This is a genomic window from Flectobacillus roseus (genome assembly GCF_030056595.1).
Classification (GTDB): domain Bacteria; phylum Bacteroidota; class Bacteroidia; order Cytophagales; family Spirosomataceae; genus Flectobacillus; species Flectobacillus roseus.
This window is the reverse complement of the sequence record NZ_JASHIF010000004.1, coordinates 483,379-507,493: the sequence shown is the minus strand read 5'-3', so window position 1 is coordinate 507,493 and position 24,115 is coordinate 483,379. Positions and strand designations below refer to the sequence as shown.

The window sequence follows — 24,115 nt, the reverse complement described above, 5'->3', positions numbered from 1 at the left end:
GACAGAAAAGTACATTTGTTTTGAAAATAAAGCCCAAACTTCCTTAAAGAGTTTGGGCTTTTTGTATATTTGAAAGATATAAAGGAATCTTTTTGAAAGATATATCCCTTTTACCTTAGCTAAAACAGCAAATCTGTCCTTTTAATATTTCGGATAGATTTGAGACTTTCTCCTTGTTAATTAAAAAAACGTCTTCATCATGATGAAACTGAAACACATTGTCTTACTCTCATCGACAACGCTTGGCTTATTATGGAGCTGTAAAACTCCAGCTGTACAAGTAACCAACACTCCTTCTCCCATAAGCAAACCTAAGGAAAATCAAGGTTTTTATCAATTTTTGAATGATGACCCAAATGCGTCTCCTTTTGTTGCTAAAAAAGAGCCTGTGTATGGACAAAATGGTATGGTGGCCGCAACACACCCAGAAGCTTCTAAAGTCGGTGTTGAGATTATGAAAAAAGGTGGAAATGCCATAGATGCAGCCATTGCTACTCAATTCGCCTTGGCTGTGGTACACCCAGCAGCGGGCAATATTGGGGGTGGAGGTTTCTTGGTATTTCGAGACAAAAAAGGAAATACTTATACATTAGACTACCGCGAAAAAGCACCAGAAAAAGCAAGTCGTGATATGTATCTCGACGAAAAAGGAAATGTAAAGGCAGGTCAGCCAAGCTGGTACGGACATCTCGCTAGTGGAACCCCAGGTTCAGTAGATGGATTAGAGCAAGCACATAAACGCTTTGGGAAGCTATCTTGGAAGCAAATTCTTCAACCAGCGATTGATCTTGCCGAAAACGGCGTTGCTCTTACTGCCCGTGAAGCTAGAGGACTAAATAGAATTAAGGAAGATTTATTGAAATATAATCCAGGAAAAACCTATTTCATCAAAGCTGATGGTACAGAATGGAAAGAAGGTGAATTATTAATCCAAAAAGATTTAGCCAAAACTTTGCGTCGTATTCAGTCAGAGGGTCGTAAAGGTTTTTATGAAGGTGAAACAGCAAAACTTTTATTGGCTGAAATGAACAAAGGCGGCGGTATTATCACCCAAAAAGATTTGGATAACTATCATGCCGTTTGGCGCGACGCAGTTGTAGAAAACTACAAAGGTCTGAAAGTAATTACCATGCCTCCTCCATCTTCTGGTGGAATCGCCTTAATGCAACTACTAAAGTACGTAGAAAATTACCCTTTGAAGAAATGGGGATGGCATAGCGACTCTACGACCCAAGTAATGATTGAGGCAGAACGTCGCGTCTTTGCAGATCGAGCTAAATGGTTAGGTGATCCAGATTTTGTTAAGGTGCCACAAAAAGAGTTATTGAGTCAAGAGTTCTTAAAACAGCGTTGGCAGGATTTCAACTTTGATCTAGCCACTGATAGTAAAAAAGTATCCGGAGGAGCTATTCCGGGTTATGAAAGTATGGAAACCACTCACTCCTCATTCGCAGACAAAGAGGGAAATGCTGTTTCTATCACAACAACTCTCAATAACTCTTACGGAAGTAAGGTTATAGTTGCTGGAGGAGGCTTTTTATTAAATGATGAAATGGATGATTTCTCTATCAAGCCGGGACATCCAAATTCGTATGGTTTGGTAGGCAACGAAGCAAATGCTATTGCCCCAAATAAAAGAATGCTATCTTCAATGACGCCTACAATTGTTGAAAAAGATGGAAAACTGTTCATGATTCTTGGTACACCAGGAGGCTCAACAATTATCACTTCTGTCTTCCAAGTATTTTTGAATGTAGTAGAACACGACATGAATATGCAGCAAGCGGTGGATGCGCTACGTTTCCATCACCAATGGCTACCTGATAGAACGACATTTGAAGAGGGAGGCTTTACCCCACAAACTTTACAAAAATTGTTAGGTCGTGGCTACAAGATGGAATCTCAGAAGAATACCATTGGTCGTATGGACTGTATTTTGTTATTACCAAATGGTCAATATGAAGGTGGAGCCGATGTAAGAGCCGACGATACTGCGGTAGGATACTAGTTTTTTGATTTGAAAACAGATTCCTAATTTGAAAATTTGAGAATTTGAAGATTTGAAAATGGGTACTAAATTACTCATTCTCAAATCTTCTTTTTTATGTTTAAAAATCAAAAATCTGAATACTATTCTAATAACAGTTACACCATTAACCGATAACATACAGAGAGTTATCCAAACAATTTAGCTACACCAAAGGCTGCTGCCGCGGCTGCTGCACCGATAGATGTGACCTTCAATGCACCTATCCATGGATGTTGACCTGTGATTCTACTTTTGAAAAAACCAAAGACGAACAATGCCAATAAAGTAATCGCCACAGAGAATTTGAGTCCTAAAATAGCATCATCGACCAGAAAATATGGACTCAATGGGATAATCCCTCCTATTACATAGGAAATACCGATAGTAGCAGCGGAGTTTCTTGCACGATTGATGTCTGGTTTCTCAAGACCTAGCTCAAATTTCATCATAAAATGAACCCATTTGTCTTTGTCTTTTGCTAATGCCTCCACAATTACTTCCTGCATATCGGCATCGAGACCATAATCAGCAAACACTTCTCGGACTTCTTCTTTTTCTCGTTCGGGTACTTTTTCTACTTCTTCATATTCACGTTTCAATTCTGCGTCATAATGTTCTACTTCGGTCTGACCAGCCAAATAGCCCCCTAAACCCATAGCAATCGCACCTGCTACAATTTCGGCAATACCTGCTGTTGTGACAATCGAGGTATCAGCTACTGCACCAGACAAACCAGCGGCTAAGGCAAAAGGTACTGTTAAACCATCGGACATCCCGATAACTATATCTTTTAAAAAATCAGAACTTTCCAGATGTTGTTCTTCCATATTTTTGTGGAATTAGGTTAAGGATATTAATACTTGAATTTAGGAAATCTTATTGTAAAATTCAGCTGAATCTGATTTTTTACCAATGATAATTGTTTGTTTCCTGTCTGTAAAGGTCAAGTCGCTTAAATATCTAAGTAAAGAGAACCCCATCACTGAGTACAGTAGGATTAGTCAAACCAACCCTACTGTGCTAAAGTATTAAAATTTTCCTGTTACAGTTACACCCCACATTCTTGGTGTACCCATCATATAAGAGCCATACCCGAAAGCCATGTATCGTACGTCGTTGAGGTTACGTGCCCAAATAGCCACATCAAAATGGTTGCTAGTCACACCCGCTCTTGCATTCACCATGCTATAGGCATTCTGGCGATAGGCATTCACAAAATCTAGTTGATATTCACCAATGTATCTAAACTCTCCTCTAACGAAGGCTTTTAGATTTTGAGTAGATTTTGATAAAGGCAAGCCGTATTGAACCGCCAACATAGATTGCAAAGCAGGGTTATTAATGGCTTTGTTGCCTTTATAATTTATCACTGAATTTGAAATTGCATCAAAAAGTTCTAATTTTTTATACTCACTATGCGATGTACTGGCAGTCCAATTAATCTGTAAATTTTTGATAGGAAGTACCGACGCCTCCAATTCCAATCCATAATTATCCATGTCACCCACATTGAGCGTCGCATAGTTTATGCCATCTTGTGAGGTAGAAACTTGCTGGTCTTTTTGTTGAAAATAAAAAGCTGTGAGGTTAATTTTAAGTCTGTTGTTCAGGAATGTATTTTTAACGCCTACCTCATAATTATCTGATTTTTCAGGATTGTATGTAGGATTTGCCGTGTTTCCAAAATTGAACCCTCCTACTCTAAACCCTTTGGCATAAGAACCATAAATCATCGAATTTTCTGTCAACTTTTGACTCAAAATTACCTTTGGAGTAAAGGCATTGAATGTTTTCTTGGCAGTGCTGTCTGTAGTCATAGGCATTACAACACCACCTTTTTCAAACGCCGAATTTTGAGTAAGTTCACGGTGCTCTATATCATATCTTGTACCAACTGTAATGTCAAATGTTGGAGTAAGAGCATACGTAGCTTGACCAAAGAAAGCAACACCAAAGGCATTTCGTTTACCATTTGCAATTGATGAATAAGGAGCATTGGGATCCAATAATGTGTAATCTTTATCAAAATAAGTCGTGCTACTATTAGTGCTTTTTTCTCCGAACAGAAAGGAACCTACTGTCCATTTTAACCTGTTTGCATTTGCGGGAGAAGAAAAACGCAATTCTTGTGTCCATTGATTTTGCTTTGTCCAAGTCGTAAAACTAATTAATTCAGCAGGGCTAAAGTCAAAGTCAAATCGTCCTGGGAGCCAAATGTGGTAATCTACAAAAGAGGTAATCGAGGTAAAATTGAAGTTATTACCGAAGTATTTTATGGCAGCAGAAGTATTGAAATTGGTTCTACGCTCGGTGTTATCCCAATTTCCATAAACAGTGTAAGGATTAGCTCTGGCAATACTATCTGTGGCCGACCAAGGATAGGCGCCTTTGTCTTTATCACTTTCGTATCTTGTATTCAAGTCGATAGTCCATTGGTCTGATACAAGGTACTTTAGATTAAAATTGCCGATGTAAGCATTATGTTGATCAAAATCTTTGGTATTCAAAGTAGGATTATCATAAATCGCGCCACGACCATTTGATTGGAATCCAGCATTGACAAAAAGCTTATCCTTTATCAAAGGAGCATTAAAACCAACGCTATAACGCTGTTGTCCATAATTCCCTAGGTCAATTTCGGCAAAACCACTAGTCTTATTCGTTGGTCTTTTGGTAATTACATTGAGTACTCCTCCAAAGGCATTTCTACCGTAGAGCGTGCCTTGAGGCCCTCTCAAAATTTCAACTCGTTCGATATTACTGAAGTTGAGTGGCGCAGAGAAGTAGTCAAATTGATAAACGCCATCCACATAGGTGGCTACCGCTTGGTCATTTGAAAAGCCCATTGAGCCTCTGATATTCAAAAAGCTAGAGCCTGTACTATTGCCATGCTCTACCGTGAAGGTACTTGGTGCTAATGCAGTCAGGTCATTGATTGTCCAGACTCTATATTCCTCTAATTGTTTGGCATTTAGGGAGGTAACAGCCAAAGGCGTTTTTTGTAAACTTGCCTCAACCTTGTCAGCCGTAATAACTACCTCATCCAGTGTTTGGGTATTATCCGACAGAGTGATGTTTAATATTAGGGATTTATCTATCATTTCCACTTGTTGAATTTTCGAAGCAAACCCAACAGCACTAATTTGAAGTTCGTATTTACCTTTCTTCAAAGGAATAGCAAAATTCCCTGACTTATCTGCAACTGTTCCCAAAGAACTGTTTAACACTACGACATTTGCAAAACTAACAACCTCTCCTGATTCAGACTTAACTGTCCCTTGTATTTTTTGAGCAAAACTGCTAGTTGCCCAAAGGCATAGAATAATGACGATAATATTTTTGAAACTCATTTTATAATTTGATTGAATATGGAACTTCCTCGTTAAGAGATATGCACATAGCATATCATCAATGCAAACCTTTGTGGGCAATTGCATTGATTTTATTTGATTTTTTCCTCGAAAATATTAAATCAAAATACGTTTTGGTGGCTGGAATATATCAGGATGGAAAGAAGTAAGATCATAAGTCTTCTCCCTATACAAGTCTTTTCTGTATTCGAAAAAGTAAGGCTGAGTACTTAATGAGAGGATTTTGAAGTCATGACAATACAACACTTCAAATTTATCTTTGAGCGATTGTGGAATTTGTTTTTGCTCTTCTTTATCGGAGTTTTTCAGTTTTTTCATCAACTGACAATTTCCATTACAATGCGTTTTTGGTTTGTTACGATTCTCACAAAGATTTTTCGCAATGTACTCTTGATTGATTTTGAAAGATAGGTAGATACCAACCTTGCAAAGTGCTTGCAAGAAAATGAGTACCGCCAATAAAAAGGTTACTATCTGTTTCAAATCTTGTGAGTTTGTATAAGTTGGATTTCAATCTAAGGCTGGATGGCTCTTTTTTTCAAATCCTTGAATTGATATGGCTTAATGATTGAGGTGCTTTCTTCGTTGGATAAATTACTGAGCCATGAGAATTTTTTCTCTGAGCTTTCGTAATAAAACAAAGGCTTATCAGAGGGTTTAAAAGAAGCCATTAGCCTAAACATGTTTGCGGATAATTCACCAAAATGGTCAAACTGGTGTTGAGCCAAGGCCTTTCCTTCAATAATATGGTCGGCATCGAAGGCGATTCCTTGGTAAACTTTATCGAAATAAACTCTTGAAGCAATATCCAAATTCTTTCTATCAATTCTATCCAACGATAAGGCAAGTTTATTAGCTAAAACTGCTGCCTTATTCGTCTCTTTCTTTAGAATAGCATCTTTCAACTTTAAGTAAAACACTAAACTTTCATTCATGATGAGTTGATGTTTCTCGTTGCCAAAAGACAGTTTTTTGACATCGTCTAAAATATCTTTTTTAGGAATAACTGTTTTTAAAGAACTTTCAGAAAAAGACTCTTTTTTGATAAAATAGTCGTCATCCAAAGTTTTCAGAAATGCGATAATCTTTACTTTTTCATCCGAACTTAAACTGATTCCTAATTTTCCATTTTGTTGTAGAATAGGATCTAAATACTCAGATTTTACCACTTTCCCAGCATAATGGTCTAGCACTTGTTCAAGCGTTTCGAAACGACCATCGTGCATATATGGAGCTGTGTATCCGAGATTTCTTAGACTCGGAACTTTAAATTTATGCTTATCCGATTCTTGTTGATTTACCTCAAAACGTCCTAAGTCCTCTACTTTAGCTGGTTCAAGTCCATTATTGCGAAAAGAATAATCGGTAAAAAGCTCGCCAGCATGACAGGAAGCGCATTTTTGTTTGAATAGCTCCAAACCAGCTAGCTCTTTTTCGTCTAGTTCTACCCCTTCCATACGCATATACTGGTCGTACTTTGAATTGGCAGAAACCATAGTCAACATAAACTGTGAAAGTGCTTTTAAAAATCTTTCGGTATTGATTTCTTCAGAACCAAAAGCATTTTTGAAGAGTGAAGGATAATTTTGAGACTTTCGGAGTTTATCCAAAACATTTGCCATGTTTTCATTCATCTCAACGGGGTTGGTAATAGGTGAAATAGCAAACAAGTCCAAATCATGTACACCTCCATCCCAACCGAAGCTCGTTGACCATGCCAAATTATACAAAGGCATAGAGTTGCGTTTAGTCAATAAGTCATTAACCCCATGACTAAACGCATGTCCATGTTGTGTAAATCCAGCCGATTGCTGATGGCAGCTCCCACAGCTTACGGTATTGTCTGAAGAAATAATGGCATCATAAAACAAGGTTTTACCCAACTCTACTCCCTCTGTGGTTAGTGGATTGCTTTTAAAATGATAAGTGGGTTTGGGAAAATTAGATGGAATGGCAAATAAATTCTCATCCTCATTTCCTTTTACTCTCTTAAACGAGAACAACACCATAAGCCCAAACAGCAGTAATAGCGTTAGATAAATCTTGTTTTTCATGATACAATATTATTTCAATCCTAAACTAGTTTTTTCGGTTGGTGCAGGCATTCCAATGCCATTATAAGAAAACATCGACTTATAGTTTTCAGCAATTTTGGCTGAATATGGACCACCCATTACCGAAGGATTTTTGGCGATACTTACTGTGGTTTCGCCATTGAGAATTTTAGAGGCATCCATTTTGATACGAATAACAGGAGCAACTTTCCCAGCCTTTAATTTGATGGTTTCGTTGTTGAAAGCTAAGCTTACATTACGGATGTTGTTTAAGGTTTTTTTGTCACCAATACCGCCAAATAAGCCAATATGGTACATAAAGATGTTTTCCTTTAAGGTTGACTGAGGAGACGCACCTTCCATTTTGACAAAAATATAACCCGAGTTCCATGCCCAATACATATCTTGAGCATCGCCAGCAACGTCCAAACAACCTTTTCTGTAACCAATTTCGGAGGCGCTTCTCGCACTATCAATGCCAATCATAAAGTTGATTCCCACATATTTATCTTGAGGAATATCCTTCAAAGTGATAGTTTGGGTTTCAGGACGATTCTGACGAACCAAGAAATACGAATCATCTTGAGGAACAGTATATACAGAACCATCCTTTTTGACAAGCTGAATATTACTTACATAGTACTGGAGAAGACTAATATTGAAATCCTCTCCTGCTTGATTTTTGTAAGATTTCGCATTAAGTTCAACGGGGTCATTGCCGACGAAGTTGTCAAATTTGATGCTCAATGAGGTTGTTTTTTGAGCAAATAAATTGCTCGTTCCTAATAATGTCAGTAATAAAAAAAGTAGTTTTTTCATGTGAATATCGTTCTATATTTAATGATGTAATATTTACCAACCAATATAACCTACTGGAGTTATGCCATTGAGTCTCAAATAACAAATGGCTTGTCCTCTATGGTGAATAATGTGATTTTCTAGCGCATAGAACAAACGCCAAATTGGTATTTGTCCTCCCGCATAACTTTCTAATTGTAAAAGTTTATCTGTATGAGTCTCAGTCACTACTTTTTCGACCCAATCATAAAAGCCTATCAATTCTTGTTCGAGTTCTGATTTACTTAACGTTTTCCAATATCCCTGCTTCTTTTCCTTCGCTTCGTATGGATTGGCAATATTCAAACGTCCACATAGCTGTGCAGTCGTAAATACAATACAGTGTACAAACTGTGTACGCCATGAGAAGGATTCAGGCGTGTACTTGAACTCCATCTTTTCTTCTGGCATTTGATTATAAATCGTTAAAGTATAGTTCTTTGAACTTTTCCAGGCTTCAGCAAACTCTTCTTTATATTTTGATAAGTCTACATTAGTATTAGCCTTTGAAAGACTTGGCACAGCAACAAATCCAGTTACAAGTGACTGAAGGACTTTTTTTCGAGAAACTTTCATAATTTGTTAATGAATTGAATATTAAGAAATAGCACCATCAGGATATACCCTCTACCATGGCTACTAAGTAAATAGCCACTAAGAAAATATACCAAATAGACAATAGCATTACCTATGTCCACAGGTGTATAACAACCACTTTAGATGGTCGATGTTACGTTACCGCAATACTTGATTTAAAATTGGGGAGGATGAAAGATGCTCGAAGCACGAGCACTTAAGAAAGGTTCGATATAAAAATAGTTGATAGAAATAAGGTTTCGAAATACTCTACTTTCACCTGTTATTCCAGCTTCTATTTTCTGGAAAAACAAGGTTATTTCTTGCATTTTTTCAAGCTTATCTGAAGTAGATTTTTGCTCTCGCTCGTCAGCAGCTTTTAATTTTTTTGCTAAAAAACACTTTCCATCACAGTGTAATTGTGGTCTATTGCGATTAATACAGAGCTCCTTAGCAATTGAACTTTTATTAACTTGGTAATAAATAACAACACTCCATTTACTAAATGTTGGTACATTCAGTAAGATAATTAGCAGGAGTGATATGTATTTTGTTACCATTTTACAAAGATAAAGTAGCGTTGTCAGTTTCTTCTATAAATACCAAAGATTATTATTGTTTGAAGAAATCAGACAATAAGGGTAAATTTATAAAAGAAATATTTCCTTAAAACTTTGCTCTTATTGTCTGAAATAATCAGGTATTATGATTTTCTATAAATTCAATTTTAAAGAAACTATCACCTGACGCAAATTGCCAGGCGTGATAAATCCACGACCGCCATAGTAATATTGTGTGTCGAAAATATTATCTCCACTCAGCGATAAAGTATATGCTTTTTGAGAATAACTCAGTACTGCATTGAACAATGTGTAGGCATCTGTAGCAAATGTTCCTGCTGATTTAGTATTAATAATATTATCCTTTCCGTAGTAATTACCTCCAAAACCTACTGAAAATCCTTTTAAAGTACCTTTCATAAAAGTATAATTCGCATACCAATTACTCATCCAAGCAGGGCCTGAATTTACAGGTCTTAAACCTTCTGTGTTAGCATCCGAAGCTGTAAGTTTGCTATCGTTGTAAGCAAGCCCAGCATGAAAATACAAGCCTTCTATTGGACGACTTTGTAAATCTAATTCTGCTCCACGGCTATATTGCGCTCCATTTTGAATAAACATTGATACATTCTCAGGATTAGCTCTTACAGTATTACTGATTCTTATATCATATAAGCTTAAACTGGCATCTAATAAATGTTTCTCCTGTGAATATTTCAATCCTGTTTCAAACTGATTACCGTATTGGGGTTTAAAATTTGCCACTGTTCCATCTACCTGACTTACAGGCGCTACATTTTGGAAACCGTTCATATAACTAACAAAAAATGCCAGTTGTTCAGGTAATAGCTGATAAGTCAAACCAACTTTTGGAGAAAAGGCAGTCTGGTTATAGGCTCCTGTCCAAACATCTGTTGTTTTATTATAAGTACCCGAATTTTGCAAGAAATCTACTCTGGCACTTAGCATCAAAGTCAAGTTTTTGGTAAGATTAATCACATCTGAGGCATACACCGAATAAGTCGTCAGGGTAGTTTTTGTAATAGCAGGTACTCTCCCTAACAATCTGCTGTTGATTTCACTTTCATTGAGCAAGCCATAGTTTACACTTTTTCCTACAACTGCTACCGTATCAAAAGTAGGGCGTGCCACACTATTAGCAGCATTAGCCTTTGAACCATCCAACCCATTGGCAGTTGTTCCGTAAACATATCGATAATAATCAGCGCCTAATAATACTCTGTGGCGCACTGAACCAGTTGTCAAATCTCCAATAAAGTTTTGTTGAACTTGCTGATTGATAATAGTCTCTGGTGCATAATTGACAATTCTACGCACAATCGAGGCATTATTATTGGCCATGACCATCGTCTGATAATTACCATAAGACTCGCTATTTGAAGTCATCAGATTTGTTTCCGATTTCCATTGATTTGACAGAATATAGCTAATTTTTCCGTAAAAGTTAATAGCGGTAGTTTTATACAAAACACTATTATCTGTGTAAGATTTATAATAATCTAAATTCAATCCACTTGGACTTTCGGCATAAGTCAACACACCATTTTTGAGTGGATTCATGGGTGTCAATAACAGATTATTGGTCGAAACTCTTCTCAAAATTTCTGCTTCAGCATCAATTCTTAACTTATCGGATACCTTATAAGTAAAACTCGGTGCTAAAAACAGGTTCTGATAAATTCCTTGGTCTTGAAAACTTTCTTTGTTGGTATACGCACCAGTTATGCGCATCAAGCCTTTTGATTCAGTGTCTAGCTTTGTATTCACGTCAAAAGTAGCCCGTTGAAAATTATTATTACCTCCTGCTAAGGTAATACTCGTAAAATTATCGTCTTGTGGCTTTACTGTAACTCGGTTGATTACACCACCAAAAACGGTCATCGAACTACCAAACAAAGTTCCACTTGGTCCTTTTATCACGTCCAACTGAGCTATATTGACGGGGTCTATATCAGAAGCTACATATCCTAATATACCATTTCTGAAATTAGAACGAGTACGAAATCCTCGCACCGTATAATAGGGCGAAACACCCGCCCAACTCGGTGATACTCCTGTTACATTCGAAAGCATGTTGTATTGAACAAAATAATTACGATTCAAAATCAATTTGCTATTGACAGAATGCGTAACCTGTGGGTTCTCCAAATTTTTCAAAGGTATTCTTGAAGTATATTCACTCGACACATCTGCTGAGTTATTCACTCCTCGAATAATGACTTCATGCAAGTCTGTGTTTTTTAGAATAGTAGAATCTTTTTCTTGTGCTTGAGAAGCAACATAATTACCTATAAATAGAATGGAAAAAAGTACTTTTTTCATGAGATTATAATTTGGGATATTAGATAGGATCAACCTAGCATTTATCATGGGAAACAGCGAATCAGCTTCTGTAAAAACAGAAACCATACAAGTGTAATTTTTCAAAGCTATGGATATAGCAACATAGTGCTACAGGCGTATTTTGACATAATACACTATAGCTCAAACTTTTGTACAACGAAGTAATACCTCAATAAATGGGCGGTTTGAAGACTTTTGAAAAGAAGCTTTGTAAATGAAATATAGGTAAGAAAAAATGATTAGGTATTTCGTAAAGAAATAATTCGAATTTTGGAATACTTGTAAGCTTTCCGATTTGGCAATATAAATCTATGATTGAGCTAACAATTGTATTTTTCTGTTGAGCCTCTTTTTGCTCTGCGGCTTTTGCCAATTGCTTAGAAAGATAGCACTTCCCATTACAATGCATACTTGGACGATTGCGGTTTTGACAAAGGTTTTTGGCGATGTAATCTTTTCTTAAGCTGTAATCAAGATATACCAAGGGAGACGACAACATCCTAACAATCAGAATGATGAACAAAAACAACGCCCTATAATTATACTCAAATGCCATAAATTACGCCTCGAAATGAGCGCAAAGGTAGTTATGATAATGGAGGAATTCAATGATATTTGAATCATAGCTCAAAAATTCAAGGTTTAGTACAAAAAAAATATGCTTTAGTAACACTTTATTCTTGTCAAAAAACAATCTGAATTTTTAACAAAACGAATACCGTTTCAGCAAAAATATTTTTGAATTATCCCTCAATTTAAAGTGACTTAATTCGTATATATAGTCGGAATAGAAAATTTTGCTATATTGAGCAGAAATACGGTCTAGTCACTATAGACGTGCTTTTCAAAAACCAATTTTAACCATTTCAACAATCGTAAAAAAATGAAGAAGTTACTTGCCCTTGCCCTTTTGATGGCCAATGTATTAGTTTGGGATGCAAATGCTCAAAAACCAAAAGACGAAACTAAAGACGCTAAAAAAGAGAAAAAAGAAAAGAAAGACAAAAAAGATAAGGAGGAAAAAGCTGACAAAGCTGATAAAAAAGACAAGAAAGCTAAAGAAGAAAAAGCTCCAAAAGAAGACAAAAAAGTAAAAGAAGACAAGGCTGCTAAAGAAGATAAGAAAGCAGATAAAGACGCGAAGAAAAAAGAAAAAGAGGCTAAAAAAGTGGAAGATAAAAACCCAACAGTAAAACCTGAGCCTAAAAAAGTTGACAAGAAAACAGAGAAAGCTGCTGCTGGTGATGATAAAGTTGTAGGTAAAGACGATAAAGGTCGTACCATCTACGAAGGTCCAAAAGGTGGTCGCTATTACATTAACTCAAACGGTAACAAGTCTTATATCAAAAAAGACAACTAATAAACACATTTAGTGATTTGTGATGAACTGTATTAAAAATCAAATTTTCAGGCAAATATTAGTGAGTATTTTAAAAGCTTAGTTATCATATATTAAAAAAGCGGTCGGAAAATTATTTTCAACCGCTTTTTTAATGAAAATTACTGAATCATCACCGTTATAAAATTCGGGATGGCTTATCCTAAGACGTCTCTACAAGTAAAATTCATGAATATTCACTCTTCTACTAGATACTAATTCACTCAAATTTCTATTGCAAGGCAAACTTAATAGCGCCCGTAATGCCTAGTACCATGGTAAACGTAAAACAGTACATACAAAACAAGACCATAGATTTCCAGATAGTTTTAAGCCAAGATTGTCGATATACCACTTTGAGAGACATGGCAAAATATATCATAAATACTATCATAGCCGAGCCTAATACGATATTCCAATGACCAATCAATAAACCTAGTCCAACAAAAATCATGAGCATGAGCATGAAAATTGAATGAATATGTATGGAAAAAATCAGGTGCTCGTAATAAAACCTCGTTTGACCATCAAAAAGCTTAGGAATCGGAGGGAAAGGTTTTTGGCGCATAAACCCTCCTGTCAGAGTATACTTTAGTAATCTGAAGCTGTAAGATATCCATTTAAACGGATACCAGAGTATACTATGAACACGCTTACTATAGCTGATTTTAAGCATAAGGGCTACCAATGGCATCAGAATAAACATCATAAAGGATATTACATTTACGCCAAAGTGTACCATTTCTCCAATTGCTTTTTCTGCATCTTCGTCAAACGCTAATTCATAATAGGTTACATTACGACGTAATCCCCTTTTCAAAAAAGCAAAAGCGCTTTTACTTCCCTCCTCTTTTACGATCAAACTGTCTAAATCTTCATTGCTCATACTCAGCAAACGTTTTTTATAAGTCCTATTTTGAAGGCTTCCATCACTACTTTTAGTGATTATCTTCACCCCTTCAATCCATACAGGTACTTTCACGTTATTTTTCAAAGAATGTAAAATCAGAGTATACTCTATCTTACCTTTTTTCCCCATTCTTTCGGTAAAATATGCCTTCAAATCCTCCGCGGGTTCGGTGATTGCTTCTGTGTGTATCGAGTCCAAAGCTAGTTGCTTTTGTATTTCAATTAATACTGGACGTTGCTTATACTCTGGTAAAGAGTCAATAATAGCCCTTAATGTATCATCTCTTTCTACATTCATTTCGTCCAAAATCTCATCAGTCGAAATATCAAAATTAGATACATAGTCAATAAATCCTTTTGCTTGAGAAGCTAATTTAGTTTGTTTATCCAGCGTTTTTAGTTGCTTCTCATCTTTAGCAATTTTCTTTTCTAAGGTATGTTGCAAACTTGTATCCTCTCTAGCTTTAGCCGAATCCAGCTCAATATTCAAGTTAGCGATTTCCTTACTTTTCTCTTCACGCTTTTGTATGATAGCTTTTAGCGCCTGACTTTGTATAGATTTACTCTCTTTCTTGTCACTTTCTTGATCATCATCATCGCTTTTGTCTTTACGTTTCGAATCCCCTTTCAATCCATCGATTACTCCCCTTGCCACGTCATTGGTAGAGTTCAAACCCATTTCAACCAGCTCATCAAAAGCGATAAAAAACACAAAAGATACGATGAAGTATAAACGAATTGGAGGTACATATCGTGCCCTTCTTCCTTCCAAAAAATCCTTGGTAATTTTGCCTGGTTGAGAAAAAATTGATTTGGCTGTATTGTAAAACTTTGTATCAAAATTGGTAAATCCTTCAAAAACATCATACAATAGCTGCCCCACTCCTACCTTCAAATCATGGTTTTCTTGACCACAATTTGCGCAGAAATTATCTTCTGGCTTCAGCATGTTATGACAGTTGTGGCAGACTTCTACTTTACGACGATTCTTATGTATCGACATTTCAAATAAGTTTAAGGTTTGTGACGCACCGCTGAGAGGAAATCAATCTGAAAAGGGGATAAAACTCCAAACGGTTTAGGTTGTTTAATAAAATTTCCTCAAAATACTCATTTTTTCAATTATTGCATAGGCGATCGATGCTTTTAGGTATAGAATAAACAGGCTTTTAACTTTTGGTTATTCTTTATAAAAAAAGAGAACACCTTTCGGTATTCTCTTTTTTACATTTATAAAAGATAGGATTATAAGCTTTCATCTAACTCGCCGTCATCTGCTACACCACCTTCGGGGTCAAGCAATGCGCCATCATCACCTTTTACTTTATCCTTAATTTTGCGTTCAAGCTCATCCAACAATTCAGGATTATCGCGAATCATCTCTTTTACAGCATCACGACCTTGTCCTAAACGATTACCATCGTAGCTAAACCATGAGCCTGATTTTTTCACAATATCAAGTTCTACAGCTAAGTCGAGTACTTCTCCTGATTTTGAAATACCTTCACCATACATGATATCAAACTCAATTACCTTGAATGGAGGTGCCAATTTGTTTTTTACCACCTTCACTTTAGTACGGTTACCGATGATATTATCAGCACCTTCTTTGATTTGTCCAATACGACGAATATCCAAACGTACCGAAGCGTAGAATTTCAAGGCATTACCACCCGTTGTTGTTTCTGGGTTACCAAACATCACCCCGATTTTATCACGAAGCTGGTTGATAAAGATACAGCAACAACCTGTTTTATTAATTACCCCAGTAAGCTTACGAAGTGCTTGAGACATCAAACGAGCCTGAAGACCCATTTTTGAATCACCCATATCACCTTCAAGTTCAGCTTTTGGTACTAAGGCTGCTACGGAGTCAATTACACAAATGTCGATAGCTCCTGAACTAATCAATTGTTCTGCAATTTCGAGAGCTTGCTCACCATTATCAGGTTGAGAAATCAACAGTTGGCTAGTGTCAATACCAAGTTTTTCGGCATATGCACGGTCAAAGGCATGTTCGGCATCAACAAATGCGGCCAAACCTCCCCCTTTTTGAGCCTCAGCAATACAGTGCATTGCTAAAGTTGTTTTACCAGAAGATTCTGGACCATAAACTTCTACAATTCTTCCACGAGGTACACCACCGATACCTAGTGCCAAATCTAAACCCAATGAGCCTGTAGAAATCACTGGAACGTCTATAACTTTACTGTCAGACAAACGCATTACAGTACCTTTACCGTAAGTCTTGTCCAAACGCTCAAGCGTAGTTTGTAGGGCTTTGAGTTTCTCTGCTGCAGGATTACTTGCTTCAGCTTGTTGCTTTGCCATGTTGTATAAATGTAAGATAAAAATGACTTTGGTTGAACGAACTAACTGTAGAATAGCTAGGATAAGCATTTTATCAGATAATTCTAGGCTTGTTACGCAAAAAACACAATAGGTAACAAAAATGATTTTACTATCAGATTCGAAAAATAAATAAGCTTGCTTTGACTTACAAATTTTTACGCTTCAAAATCAAATCTATAGATTGATTTGAGGCAAAATTTACACAAAAAAATTCAATGAGCTATTACTTCTTTCCTTTTTTATCGAGAGAGCTTGTAGCAATCATATCATCTTGAAATTCTTTACTTGTTTGATTTCCGAATGTGAATTTACAAGCTTTAGTCTAAAAAAAGTAATCTTTTTGAAAATATTTTTCAGCAAAAAGTCTATTATTTTTATACAAAAATAAAAAAAGTATACAATATTAATCAAACTAACAAATAGGAATGAAAACTAAGCTACATGAGGGTCAATACCCGAGATATAACCAATATTTATTTCATTGTGATAGACCTAGATTTATTGGTTTGATTTTATAAAACCTTAGCACATATGTAATAGGTCTTCGTAACTTTAAATTCTTATTCGAAGTAATCATGTCAAAAATAATCAATAAAAAAAGATACTGGCTTTTATTAATTCTATGCTTACTGCTAGGTATCGCGCTATGGCAACGTAACTGGACAGTCTACTTGTATACACAAGCCAAAGGAGGATTGAATGTTGCCTTTAACACTCGCCCTCTCAGCGAAGTATTGAAAGACCCGAAAGTTCCTGATTCTCTCAAGGCAAGAATTCGTCTGATCAGCGAAATCAAAAGATATGCCATAGACTCGCTAGGCCTAAAAGATAATCCCGACGTGTATCAAACTCTATTCGATCAGCATGGCAAACCACTGGTATATCTCGTTACGGCTGCCGAACCTTACAAAATGGAGGCCGTAGAGTTTCATTTTCCTATTATTGGGAATTTTACTTACAAAGGTTTTTTTGATTCTACCATGGCTGCTCAAGAACTAAAAATTTGGCAGCAAAAAGGCTATGATACCGATTTGGGACAAGGTATTGCCTATTCAACATTGGGGTGGCTCCCAGAGCCTATCCTGTCGAGTATGCTATTTTATTCGGAAGGCAAACTCGCGAGCCTTATTATTCATGAAATGACGCATGGAACTATTTTTGTCAAAAACGAGCATGAAACTAGCGAAAATCTAGCCAATTTTATTGGAGAATATGGCGCTAAAAGATACCTAAAAGCTAAATATGGCATCGAATCTGAGGAATACCAAAAATTTGCTCGTGGAAAAGAATGGCGCAAAATTTTGGTGACGCATCTCAATAAATCTACCCTTGCACTGGACAGTTTATACAAAACTTTCAAACCAGAATACACCAAAACATACAAGGATTCTTTAAAATATACGTTTATCAGAAAAATAGTAGCGAAAGAAGATAGTCTTTATGCACAACTATCACATAAACCGCTACTTTCCAGTAAGTTAAAAAACGAAGACTTACCAAACAATGCGTATTTTGTGAGCTTTAAAACTTATCATTCAAAACAAAATGAGTTTGAGCAGATTTTTGAAAAACAATTTCGCGGTGACTTTCGTAAATTTTTAGAGTATTTAGAAAAGCGATTTGAATAAATATCGCTTTAGGTTAATGGATTGGGTTGATAACAAACAGAATTAACCTTTCAAAAAATCCAATAGTGCAACCAATTAGCCAACAACCACAAACTTCTCAAGTAACATGAAAAATATTCTTATCGGGGGAACAATCTTGCTATCCTTGACCGCTTTTAGCTTTTTTCAAGAAAACAACAAAATCGTTGATTCTACAAGTTTGGTCAAAGGCGAACATATCGAATATAGAGTGCATTATGGCTTTGTAAATGCTGCTGAAGCTGTGGTAGATGTGGACGACAAGTTCCAAATGGCTAATGGTCGTCCTTGTTATAAAGTAGTGGTAAATGGTCGTACTACAGGCGTAACCGATTGGGTGACAAGAGTGCGTGACACATGGGCATCTCATATCGACAGCGAAAAAATTATGCCCCATCAGTTTTACATGAAAAAGCAAGAAGGCAATTATAAAGCTGAAGAAAAAGTCATATTTGACCATCAACAAAATGTGGCCAAAACCTTTGAACTCATTGATGATAAAGAAAAGAAAACCTTAAGTATTCCCGATGGCATACAAGATGTGGTGAGTAGCTATTACTATGTCAGGGCAATGGATTTTAATAAAACCAAGCCTGGTGAGAGCTATCCTCTATCATTTTTCTTTGACAATAAAATCTACAACATGAGATTGAAGTTTAAAGGAAAAGAGACTATCAAAACTAAGTTTGGCAAGATAGAAACTTATAAAATTATCCCTATGCTTCCCAAAAATAATTTCTTTGTAGATGAAGAATCGGTAATTATTTGGGTATCAAACGATGCCAACAAAATTCCGATTCGGGTAGAAATTGGCTTAAAAATTGGAGCTTTGGCACTCGACTTACGAAGCTACAGTGGCTTGAAACAAGATTTGAAATTTGATAACAACTAAGAGTTTTCTTAACTGTCATAAAACAAAGAAGGTGAGAGCAACAGCCTCTCACCTTTCTCGAAATCTACACAACATTATATAATCTTAACCACCATTAGAAATGGTTACCCTTTTTCAACACAACTAATTTTGTGACTATATTTTAGGTTAAAAGTCACAGAATGTGAATCAATTTTATCAAAAACTTATTTTTTTAATGCTTTTTGATAAACCTCTAGGACTCTTTTTCGAGCCATTTCATGATTCACTATTGGTTGTGGATAGGACAATGAATTTAATTCGGGTACCCACCTTTTGGTGTATTCTAATTGCTTATCGAATTTTTGCGTTTGGAGAGTCGGGTTAAATACTCTAAAGTAAGGCGCTGCATCACAACCACTACCCGAAGCCCACTGCCAACCTCCATTGTTGGCGGCAAAATCAAAATCTAGTAATTTTTTGGCAAAATAAGCTTCACCCCATCGCCAATCAATCAACAAATGTTTCGTCAAAAAGCTTGCCACAATCATGCGTACACGATTGTGCATAAAGCCTGTAGCATTCAACTCACGCATTCCTGCATCCACAATTGGATAACCAGTTTGCCCTTTACACCAAGCTTCAAACTCTTGCTCATTGTTTCGCCATTCGATTTGATCATACTCACGGCGAAAAGCTTCTCCCTGACAAATGTGAGGAAAATGATATACAATATTAAAATAAAAATCGCGCCAAATTAACTCATTCAACCAAGTTTCTGATAAATTTTGTGCTTTTTTTACTAATTCTCTAATACTTACAGTCCCAAATCGCAAGTGAACGGATAACCTAGAGGTACCTAAAATAGCTGGAAAATCTCTCTTTTCAGCATAATTTTTTACGAGTAAATCCTTCACTTCTTTAACAGGAAAACTCATTCCAACAGGTGCAAATCCCATCGACTCATGACTTGGAGGCTCGGGTAAATTTATTTTGGATAAATGAGAAAAATATTTTTCTGTAGGATAGGACTTTACATAGAAGTCGTTGAGGGTTTCTTTCCATTTACGACTGTAAGGTGTAAATACTGTGTAGGGCGTTTTGCTACCCGAGAGTACTTCATTCTTTTCAAAAATCACATGATCTTTAAAAGTACGGAACTCAACTCCCTCCGATTGCAAGTACTCATGTACCATATTGTCACGCTCGATAGCATAACTTTCAAAGTCATGATTGGTATAAACAGCCTCGATATCATAGGTTGACAAAAGCTCAGGAAATACCGTTTCGGGCGTACCATACTTTACCAACAAACCACTTCCAAATGCTTTGAGTTGAGTGTTCAAATCGGTGATTACCTGATGAATAAATTCTACTCTTCGGTCTTTCTTATCATCGAGTTTATCTAAAATATTTCTATCAAAAATAAAAATCGGCAATACATTTGAGTGGTTGCGTAAAGCTCTGTAAAAGCCTGCGTTATCATGGAGACGAAGGTCTCTTCTAAACCAAAAAAGGGTGTATTTTGACATAGTAAAATTTGATTATCCTTACTAAACTCACCACTTGCTAAAATTGTTTGAAGATTACCTCAATAAAATTTGGGGAATAGGCTAAAAAAAATGTAATTTTCTCAAGATATAATTTAAAAACCTTCAACTATGAATCAAAGCCTTATCCATGCACCACCTGCCTATTTCTACCATTCAAAAATACCTCCCCTGTAGGATTTCAACATATTTTAGGTAATCCCCTTGTATCCATAATGATATCTGTAGAAAGGAATTCGTCATTTATTTTCGAAATAAAGAAGATTTTATTCTCACGAAACATTTTTTCTTTATCTACTCACAAATTCGAAAGAAATTTCAGAAGATATCATCTCAAAGCTCTAAAAGCACTTTTTTGTACTTTTTGGAGTAAATAACTTGGGTACAATTGTTAGAAAAATCAAATAAACTAACAAAAATTACCATATTACAATAGAAAATGTATTGACAAGGCCTATAGTAAAATTGTATATTTGCAAGAATCGCTTTCAAATAGACAACCTAGTCCATACCAACATGGTAGTAGCATAGGTCATTTATTGTCTTTTGACAGAACATAAACAGCAATAAATAGCATAATGAAACTTTCGGAATTTAGATTTGACCTGCCACAGAGCTTGATTGCACTTTATCCATCAGAAAACCGTGGAGAGTCTCGCTTGATGGTTGTAAATCGCAAGACAAAACAAATTGAACACAAGATGTTTTCCGACATCATCAACTACTTTGAAGATGGTGATGTAATGGTAACTAACAATACAAAAGTATTTCCTGCACGTTTGTTTGGACAAAAAGAAAAAACAGGTGCTAAAATTGAAGTTTTCTTACTTCGTGAATTAAACCGTGAGCACCGCTTGTGGGACGTGTTGGTAGATCCAGCTCGTAAAATTCGTGTAGGTAATAAATTATATTTTGGTGACAGTGATTTGGTAGCTGAAGTAATCGACAACACTACTTCTCGTGGTCGTACGATTCGTTTCTTGTACGATGGCGATCATGATGCATTGATGAAAGCCATTCATGAATTGGGAGAAACGCCACTTCCAGACGAAATTCGTTTTAAGCGCAAAGTAGAAACAAGTGATGAAGAACGTTATCAAACGATTTATGCTGAGCATGTAGGTGCTGTGGCTGCTCCAACAGCAGGTTTGCACTTCAACAAAATCATCATGAAGCGTATGGAGTTGAAGGGTGTGGCATTTACACCGTTGACTTTGCACGTAGGTTTAGGAACTTTCCGTCAGGTAGATGTAGAAGACCTTACCAAACACAAAACAGATTCAGAGAATTTCTTTATTCCTGAAGAAACTTGTAAGCTAGTAAACGACGGTATTGATACCAACAAGCGTATTTGTGCGATTGGAACTACAGCGTTGAAAGCGTTGGAATCTTCTGTATCGGCAGATGGTCACTTGAAGCCAATTGAAGGCTGGACAGATAAATTTATCTTCCCTCCTTACGATTTCCGTATTCCAAATGCTCTTTTAACTAATTTCCACTTGCCTGAGTCTATCCTTATTATGATGACAAGTGCATTTGGTGGTTATGAACTAATCAAAGAAGCATACGAAATTGCGATTAAAGAAAAATACAAATTCTTTAGCTACGGCGATGCAATGTTGATTATCTAATCCATTTCTTTCCAGCGTAAGAATTAGCAATACTTTGAGAAGTCGTAAGAGTTTGTTTCAACACAAATTTCTTACGACTTCTTGTTTAAAGGCTGTTTCCTCATTTATATCATCATTATGTCTTCAAACAAATATGCCATCGTTGTTGCAGGCGGAAGTGGTAGTCGTATGCAAAGCCAACTTCCCAAGCAATTCATTGAGCTAGGTGGTTTACCAATCCTTTTTCATACCCTTTTACGCTTCAAACAAGCCGACGAAAGTATCCAATTGATTTTGGTATTACCCAAAGCCCATCAGGCATACTGGCAATCTCTTTGCGAAAAACATTCGGATATAGCGCAGAGAGTTCCTCACTGGTTGGTGGATGGCGGTCAAACCCGTTTTCAGTCTTCCCAAAACGGTCTCTCTCGTATCGAAGGTGATGGATTGGTCAGTATTCATGACGGCGTGCGTCCGTTTGTAGAGGTAGCAGTTATTCAAAATAGTTACCAAACAGCACAGGCATTGGGTAGTGCCGTGGTAAGCGTTCCATCCAAAGATTCGGTAAGAGTCAATGGAGTCGCCGTTGACCGATCTACAGTACGTTTGATTCAGACACCACAGACATTTCAGGTAAGTATTTTGAAAAAAGCTTTTGAAACAGAAGAACTAAGCACATTTACCGACGACGCTAGCGTAGTAGAAGCAGCAGGCTTTCCTATTCATTTGATTGATGGTTCTTATGAAAACATCAAAATTACAACGCCAGAAGACTTGCTGTTTGCCAATATGCTTTTAGAGAAGTATAGGGATTAGAGATTTGGGATTTGGGATTTGGGTAAAAAAGTCTCACACACTATCTACTCATTTACAACGCACATTTTTCAACTTTTTTCGAAAAAACGAAACCCTATACCCTCACTATTATTCCCTAAAAACACTTTGTGCCTACTTCAAAAGAAAAACTAAACCCTATACCCTCACCCCTATTAACTCAAAAAAACAAAACAAAACCCCATATAAAAACCAAATGAGAAAACGACTTAGCAAGGACGAATACGTTGCTGGAGTATTAGAAGGCAACCGAATGATACTGAGCAGAGCTATTACCCTAATCGAAAGTCAGCTCGATACAGATAAGGCGCTAGCCAGAGAAGTACTCGAAACACTCTTGCCACACACTGGTAACTCGGTCCGACTAGGCATTACGGGAGTACCTGGCGTAGGCAAAAGTACCTTCATAGAAACTTTTGGAAAACATTTGACCAATCAAGGGAAAAAAATTGCTGTGCTGGCGATTGACCCAAGTAGTCAAATTTCAAAAGGCAGTATTCTTGGAGACAAGACACGTATGGAAGAGCTTTCGAGAGACCCCTTGGCGTATATCCGACCTTCGCCTGCGGGTATCTCATTGGGAGGGGTAACTCATAAAACACGAGAAACGATGTTGCTATGCGAAGCCGCAGGTTTTGAGGTGATTATCATCGAAACAGTTGGCGTTGGACAATCCGAAACGTTTGTACATGGCATGGTAGATTTTTTCTTATTGCTCATGTTGGCTGGTGCAGGCGACGAGCTTCAAGGTATCAAAAAAGGCATTATGGAAATGGCTGATTTGGTGGCAATTACCAAAGCCGATTCGGGTAACGAACTACAAGCTCGTCAGGCGAAAGTTTCCTATGAAAATGCCTTGCATTTGTTCCCTGCGAGCGGTAGTGGCTGGTATCCAAAAGTATTGACTTGCTCGGCTGTGACCCAAACGGGGATAGATGACATTTGGAAAACGATCCTTGCTCATCGTGAACTTTTACAACAAAATGGCTATTTCTTTATTAACCGCAAACAACAAAATCTAGCTTGGATGCATGACTTTATCAAGCAGACACTAGAGGAAAGATTTTACCAAAATCCACAGATTCAACAAGAACTTTCGAGTGTAGAATCAGCGGTAACAGAAGGAAAAAAATTACCCATCAAGGCTGCTCTTGAGCTATTAAGGCTCTTTGAAAAGTCGATACATTCCTAATAC

18 protein-coding genes are annotated in these 24,115 nt (G+C 36.8%); 7 read left to right on the top strand and 11 right to left on the bottom strand.

Going from position 1 to position 24,115, the window contains the following annotated elements; all coding sequences use genetic code 11:
• The first annotated feature begins 202 nt into the window (after positions 1-202).
• Positions 203-2,008: a gamma-glutamyltransferase gene (ggt, locus tag QM524_RS06730; protein WP_283344024.1), complete on the top strand. Its 1,806-nt coding sequence runs from the start codon at positions 203-205 to the stop codon at positions 2,006-2,008.
• 167 nt (positions 2,009-2,175) lie between these two features.
• Here ggt and QM524_RS06725 read toward each other — a convergent pair whose 3' ends face one another.
• The 8 genes from QM524_RS06725 to QM524_RS06690 form a co-directional block, all read right to left on the bottom strand.
• Positions 2,176-2,856, bottom strand: a complete 681-nt coding sequence (locus tag QM524_RS06725; RefSeq protein WP_283343975.1) for a VIT1/CCC1 transporter family protein — start codon at positions 2,854-2,856, stop codon at positions 2,176-2,178.
• 201 nt (positions 2,857-3,057) lie between these two features.
• Positions 3,058-5,379 (bottom strand): TonB-dependent receptor, encoded by a 2,322-nt coding sequence (locus tag QM524_RS06720; RefSeq protein WP_283343974.1) that lies wholly within the window; start codon positions 5,377-5,379, stop codon positions 3,058-3,060.
• Between the two features lie 117 nt (positions 5,380-5,496).
• Positions 5,497-5,883, bottom strand: a complete 387-nt coding sequence (locus tag QM524_RS06715; protein WP_283343973.1) for a hypothetical protein — start codon at positions 5,881-5,883, stop codon at positions 5,497-5,499.
• A 32-nt stretch (positions 5,884-5,915) separates the two neighbouring features.
• Positions 5,916-7,454 (bottom strand): cytochrome c peroxidase, encoded by a 1,539-nt coding sequence (locus QM524_RS06710; RefSeq protein ID WP_283343972.1) that lies wholly within the window; start codon positions 7,452-7,454, stop codon positions 5,916-5,918.
• 9 nt (positions 7,455-7,463) lie between these two features.
• Positions 7,464-8,273 (bottom strand): MbnP family protein, encoded by an 810-nt coding sequence (locus tag QM524_RS06705; RefSeq protein ID WP_283343971.1) that lies wholly within the window; start codon positions 8,271-8,273, stop codon positions 7,464-7,466.
• 33 nt (positions 8,274-8,306) lie between these two features.
• Positions 8,307-8,867, bottom strand: coding sequence for a DinB family protein (locus tag QM524_RS06700; RefSeq protein WP_283343970.1), 561 nt, complete (start codon positions 8,865-8,867; stop codon positions 8,307-8,309).
• A 176-nt stretch (positions 8,868-9,043) separates the two neighbouring features.
• Positions 9,044-9,196: a hypothetical protein gene (locus QM524_RS06695; protein WP_283343969.1), complete on the bottom strand. Its 153-nt coding sequence runs from the start codon at positions 9,194-9,196 to the stop codon at positions 9,044-9,046.
• A gap of 384 nt (positions 9,197-9,580) precedes the next feature.
• Complete coding sequence (locus tag QM524_RS06690) at positions 9,581-11,770, bottom strand: TonB-dependent siderophore receptor (RefSeq protein WP_283343968.1); 2,190 nt, start codon at positions 11,768-11,770, stop codon at positions 9,581-9,583.
• Positions 11,771-12,674: 904 nt separating this feature from the next.
• On the opposite strand from QM524_RS06690, the gene QM524_RS06685 reads away from it, so the two are divergent.
• Positions 12,675-13,151 carry a hypothetical protein gene (locus QM524_RS06685; protein WP_283343967.1) on the top strand — a complete coding sequence of 159 codons (477 nt, stop codon included), beginning with the start codon at positions 12,675-12,677 and terminating at the stop codon, positions 13,149-13,151.
• Between the two features lie 250 nt (positions 13,152-13,401).
• On the opposite strand, the gene QM524_RS06680 is transcribed toward QM524_RS06685, so the two are convergent.
• The gene (locus tag QM524_RS06680; RefSeq protein ID WP_283343966.1) at positions 13,402-15,081 is read right to left on the bottom strand and encodes a DUF3667 domain-containing protein; all 1,680 of its coding nucleotides are present in this window, start codon (positions 15,079-15,081) and stop codon (positions 13,402-13,404) included.
• Positions 15,082-15,323: 242 nt separating this feature from the next.
• Positions 15,324-16,409, bottom strand: coding sequence for a recombinase RecA (gene recA / locus QM524_RS06675; RefSeq protein ID WP_095166592.1), 1,086 nt, complete (start codon positions 16,407-16,409; stop codon positions 15,324-15,326).
• 596 nt (positions 16,410-17,005) lie between these two features.
• Here recA and QM524_RS06670 point away from each other — a divergent pair.
• Entirely contained in the window at positions 17,006-18,058 is a 1,053-nt protein-coding gene (locus tag QM524_RS06670) for an aminopeptidase (protein ID WP_283343965.1), read from the top strand.
• A 106-nt stretch (positions 18,059-18,164) separates the two neighbouring features.
• A complete protein-coding gene (locus tag QM524_RS06665; protein WP_095166588.1) occupies positions 18,165-18,968 on the top strand; it encodes a DUF3108 domain-containing protein in 804 nt (267 codons plus the stop codon).
• Positions 18,969-19,153: 185 nt separating this feature from the next.
• Here QM524_RS06665 and QM524_RS06660 read toward each other — a convergent pair whose 3' ends face one another.
• The gene (locus QM524_RS06660) at positions 19,154-20,458 is read right to left on the bottom strand and encodes a cryptochrome/photolyase family protein (RefSeq protein ID WP_283343964.1); all 1,305 of its coding nucleotides are present in this window, start codon (positions 20,456-20,458) and stop codon (positions 19,154-19,156) included.
• A gap of 596 nt (positions 20,459-21,054) precedes the next feature.
• On the opposite strand from QM524_RS06660, the gene queA reads away from it, so the two are divergent.
• The 3 genes from queA to meaB all read left to right on the top strand — a co-directional run bounded on the left by queA (position 21,055) and on the right by meaB (position 24,112).
• Positions 21,055-22,107 carry a tRNA preQ1(34) S-adenosylmethionine ribosyltransferase-isomerase QueA gene (gene queA, locus QM524_RS06655; RefSeq protein WP_166578483.1) on the top strand — a complete coding sequence of 351 codons (1,053 nt, stop codon included), beginning with the start codon at positions 21,055-21,057 and terminating at the stop codon, positions 22,105-22,107.
• 117 nt (positions 22,108-22,224) lie between these two features.
• On the top strand, positions 22,225-22,902 hold the full coding sequence (locus QM524_RS06650) for a 2-C-methyl-D-erythritol 4-phosphate cytidylyltransferase (protein ID WP_283343963.1): 678 nt from the start codon (positions 22,225-22,227) through the stop codon (positions 22,900-22,902).
• A 214-nt stretch (positions 22,903-23,116) separates the two neighbouring features.
• The gene (gene meaB / locus QM524_RS06645; RefSeq protein ID WP_283343962.1) at positions 23,117-24,112 is read left to right on the top strand and encodes a methylmalonyl Co-A mutase-associated GTPase MeaB; all 996 of its coding nucleotides are present in this window, start codon (positions 23,117-23,119) and stop codon (positions 24,110-24,112) included.
• Positions 24,113-24,115 lie beyond the last annotated feature (3 nt).

Coding starts and splice junctions, on each gene's coding strand:
- QM524_RS06690 (WP_283343968.1), bottom strand. CDS start 11,770: ATGAAAAAAGTACTTTTTTCCATTCTATTTATAGGTAATTATGTTGCT.
- QM524_RS06670 (WP_283343965.1), top strand. CDS start 17,006: ATGTCAAAAATAATCAATAAAAAAAGATACTGGCTTTTATTAATTCTA.
- QM524_RS06680 (WP_283343966.1), bottom strand. CDS start 15,081: ATGTCGATACATAAGAATCGTCGTAAAGTAGAAGTCTGCCACAACTGT.
- QM524_RS06695 (WP_283343969.1), bottom strand. CDS start 9,196: ATGCAAGAAATAACCTTGTTTTTCCAGAAAATAGAAGCTGGAATAACA.
- QM524_RS06685 (WP_283343967.1), top strand. CDS start 12,675: ATGAAGAAGTTACTTGCCCTTGCCCTTTTGATGGCCAATGTATTAGTT.
- queA (WP_166578483.1), top strand. CDS start 21,055: ATGAAACTTTCGGAATTTAGATTTGACCTGCCACAGAGCTTGATTGCA.
- QM524_RS06705 (WP_283343971.1), bottom strand. CDS start 8,273: ATGAAAAAACTACTTTTTTTATTACTGACATTATTAGGAACGAGCAAT.
- QM524_RS06720 (WP_283343974.1), bottom strand. CDS start 5,379: ATGAGTTTCAAAAATATTATCGTCATTATTCTATGCCTTTGGGCAACT.
- ggt (WP_283344024.1), top strand. CDS start 203: ATGAAACTGAAACACATTGTCTTACTCTCATCGACAACGCTTGGCTTA.
- QM524_RS06710 (WP_283343972.1), bottom strand. CDS start 7,454: ATGAAAAACAAGATTTATCTAACGCTATTACTGCTGTTTGGGCTTATG.
- QM524_RS06700 (WP_283343970.1), bottom strand. CDS start 8,867: ATGAAAGTTTCTCGAAAAAAAGTCCTTCAGTCACTTGTAACTGGATTT.
- recA (WP_095166592.1), bottom strand. CDS start 16,409: ATGGCAAAGCAACAAGCTGAAGCAAGTAATCCTGCAGCAGAGAAACTC.
- meaB (WP_283343962.1), top strand. CDS start 23,117: ATGAGAAAACGACTTAGCAAGGACGAATACGTTGCTGGAGTATTAGAA.
- QM524_RS06665 (WP_095166588.1), top strand. CDS start 18,165: ATGAAAAATATTCTTATCGGGGGAACAATCTTGCTATCCTTGACCGCT.
- QM524_RS06650 (WP_283343963.1), top strand. CDS start 22,225: ATGTCTTCAAACAAATATGCCATCGTTGTTGCAGGCGGAAGTGGTAGT.
- QM524_RS06660 (WP_283343964.1), bottom strand. CDS start 20,458: ATGTCAAAATACACCCTTTTTTGGTTTAGAAGAGACCTTCGTCTCCAT.
- QM524_RS06725 (WP_283343975.1), bottom strand. CDS start 2,856: ATGGAAGAACAACATCTGGAAAGTTCTGATTTTTTAAAAGATATAGTT.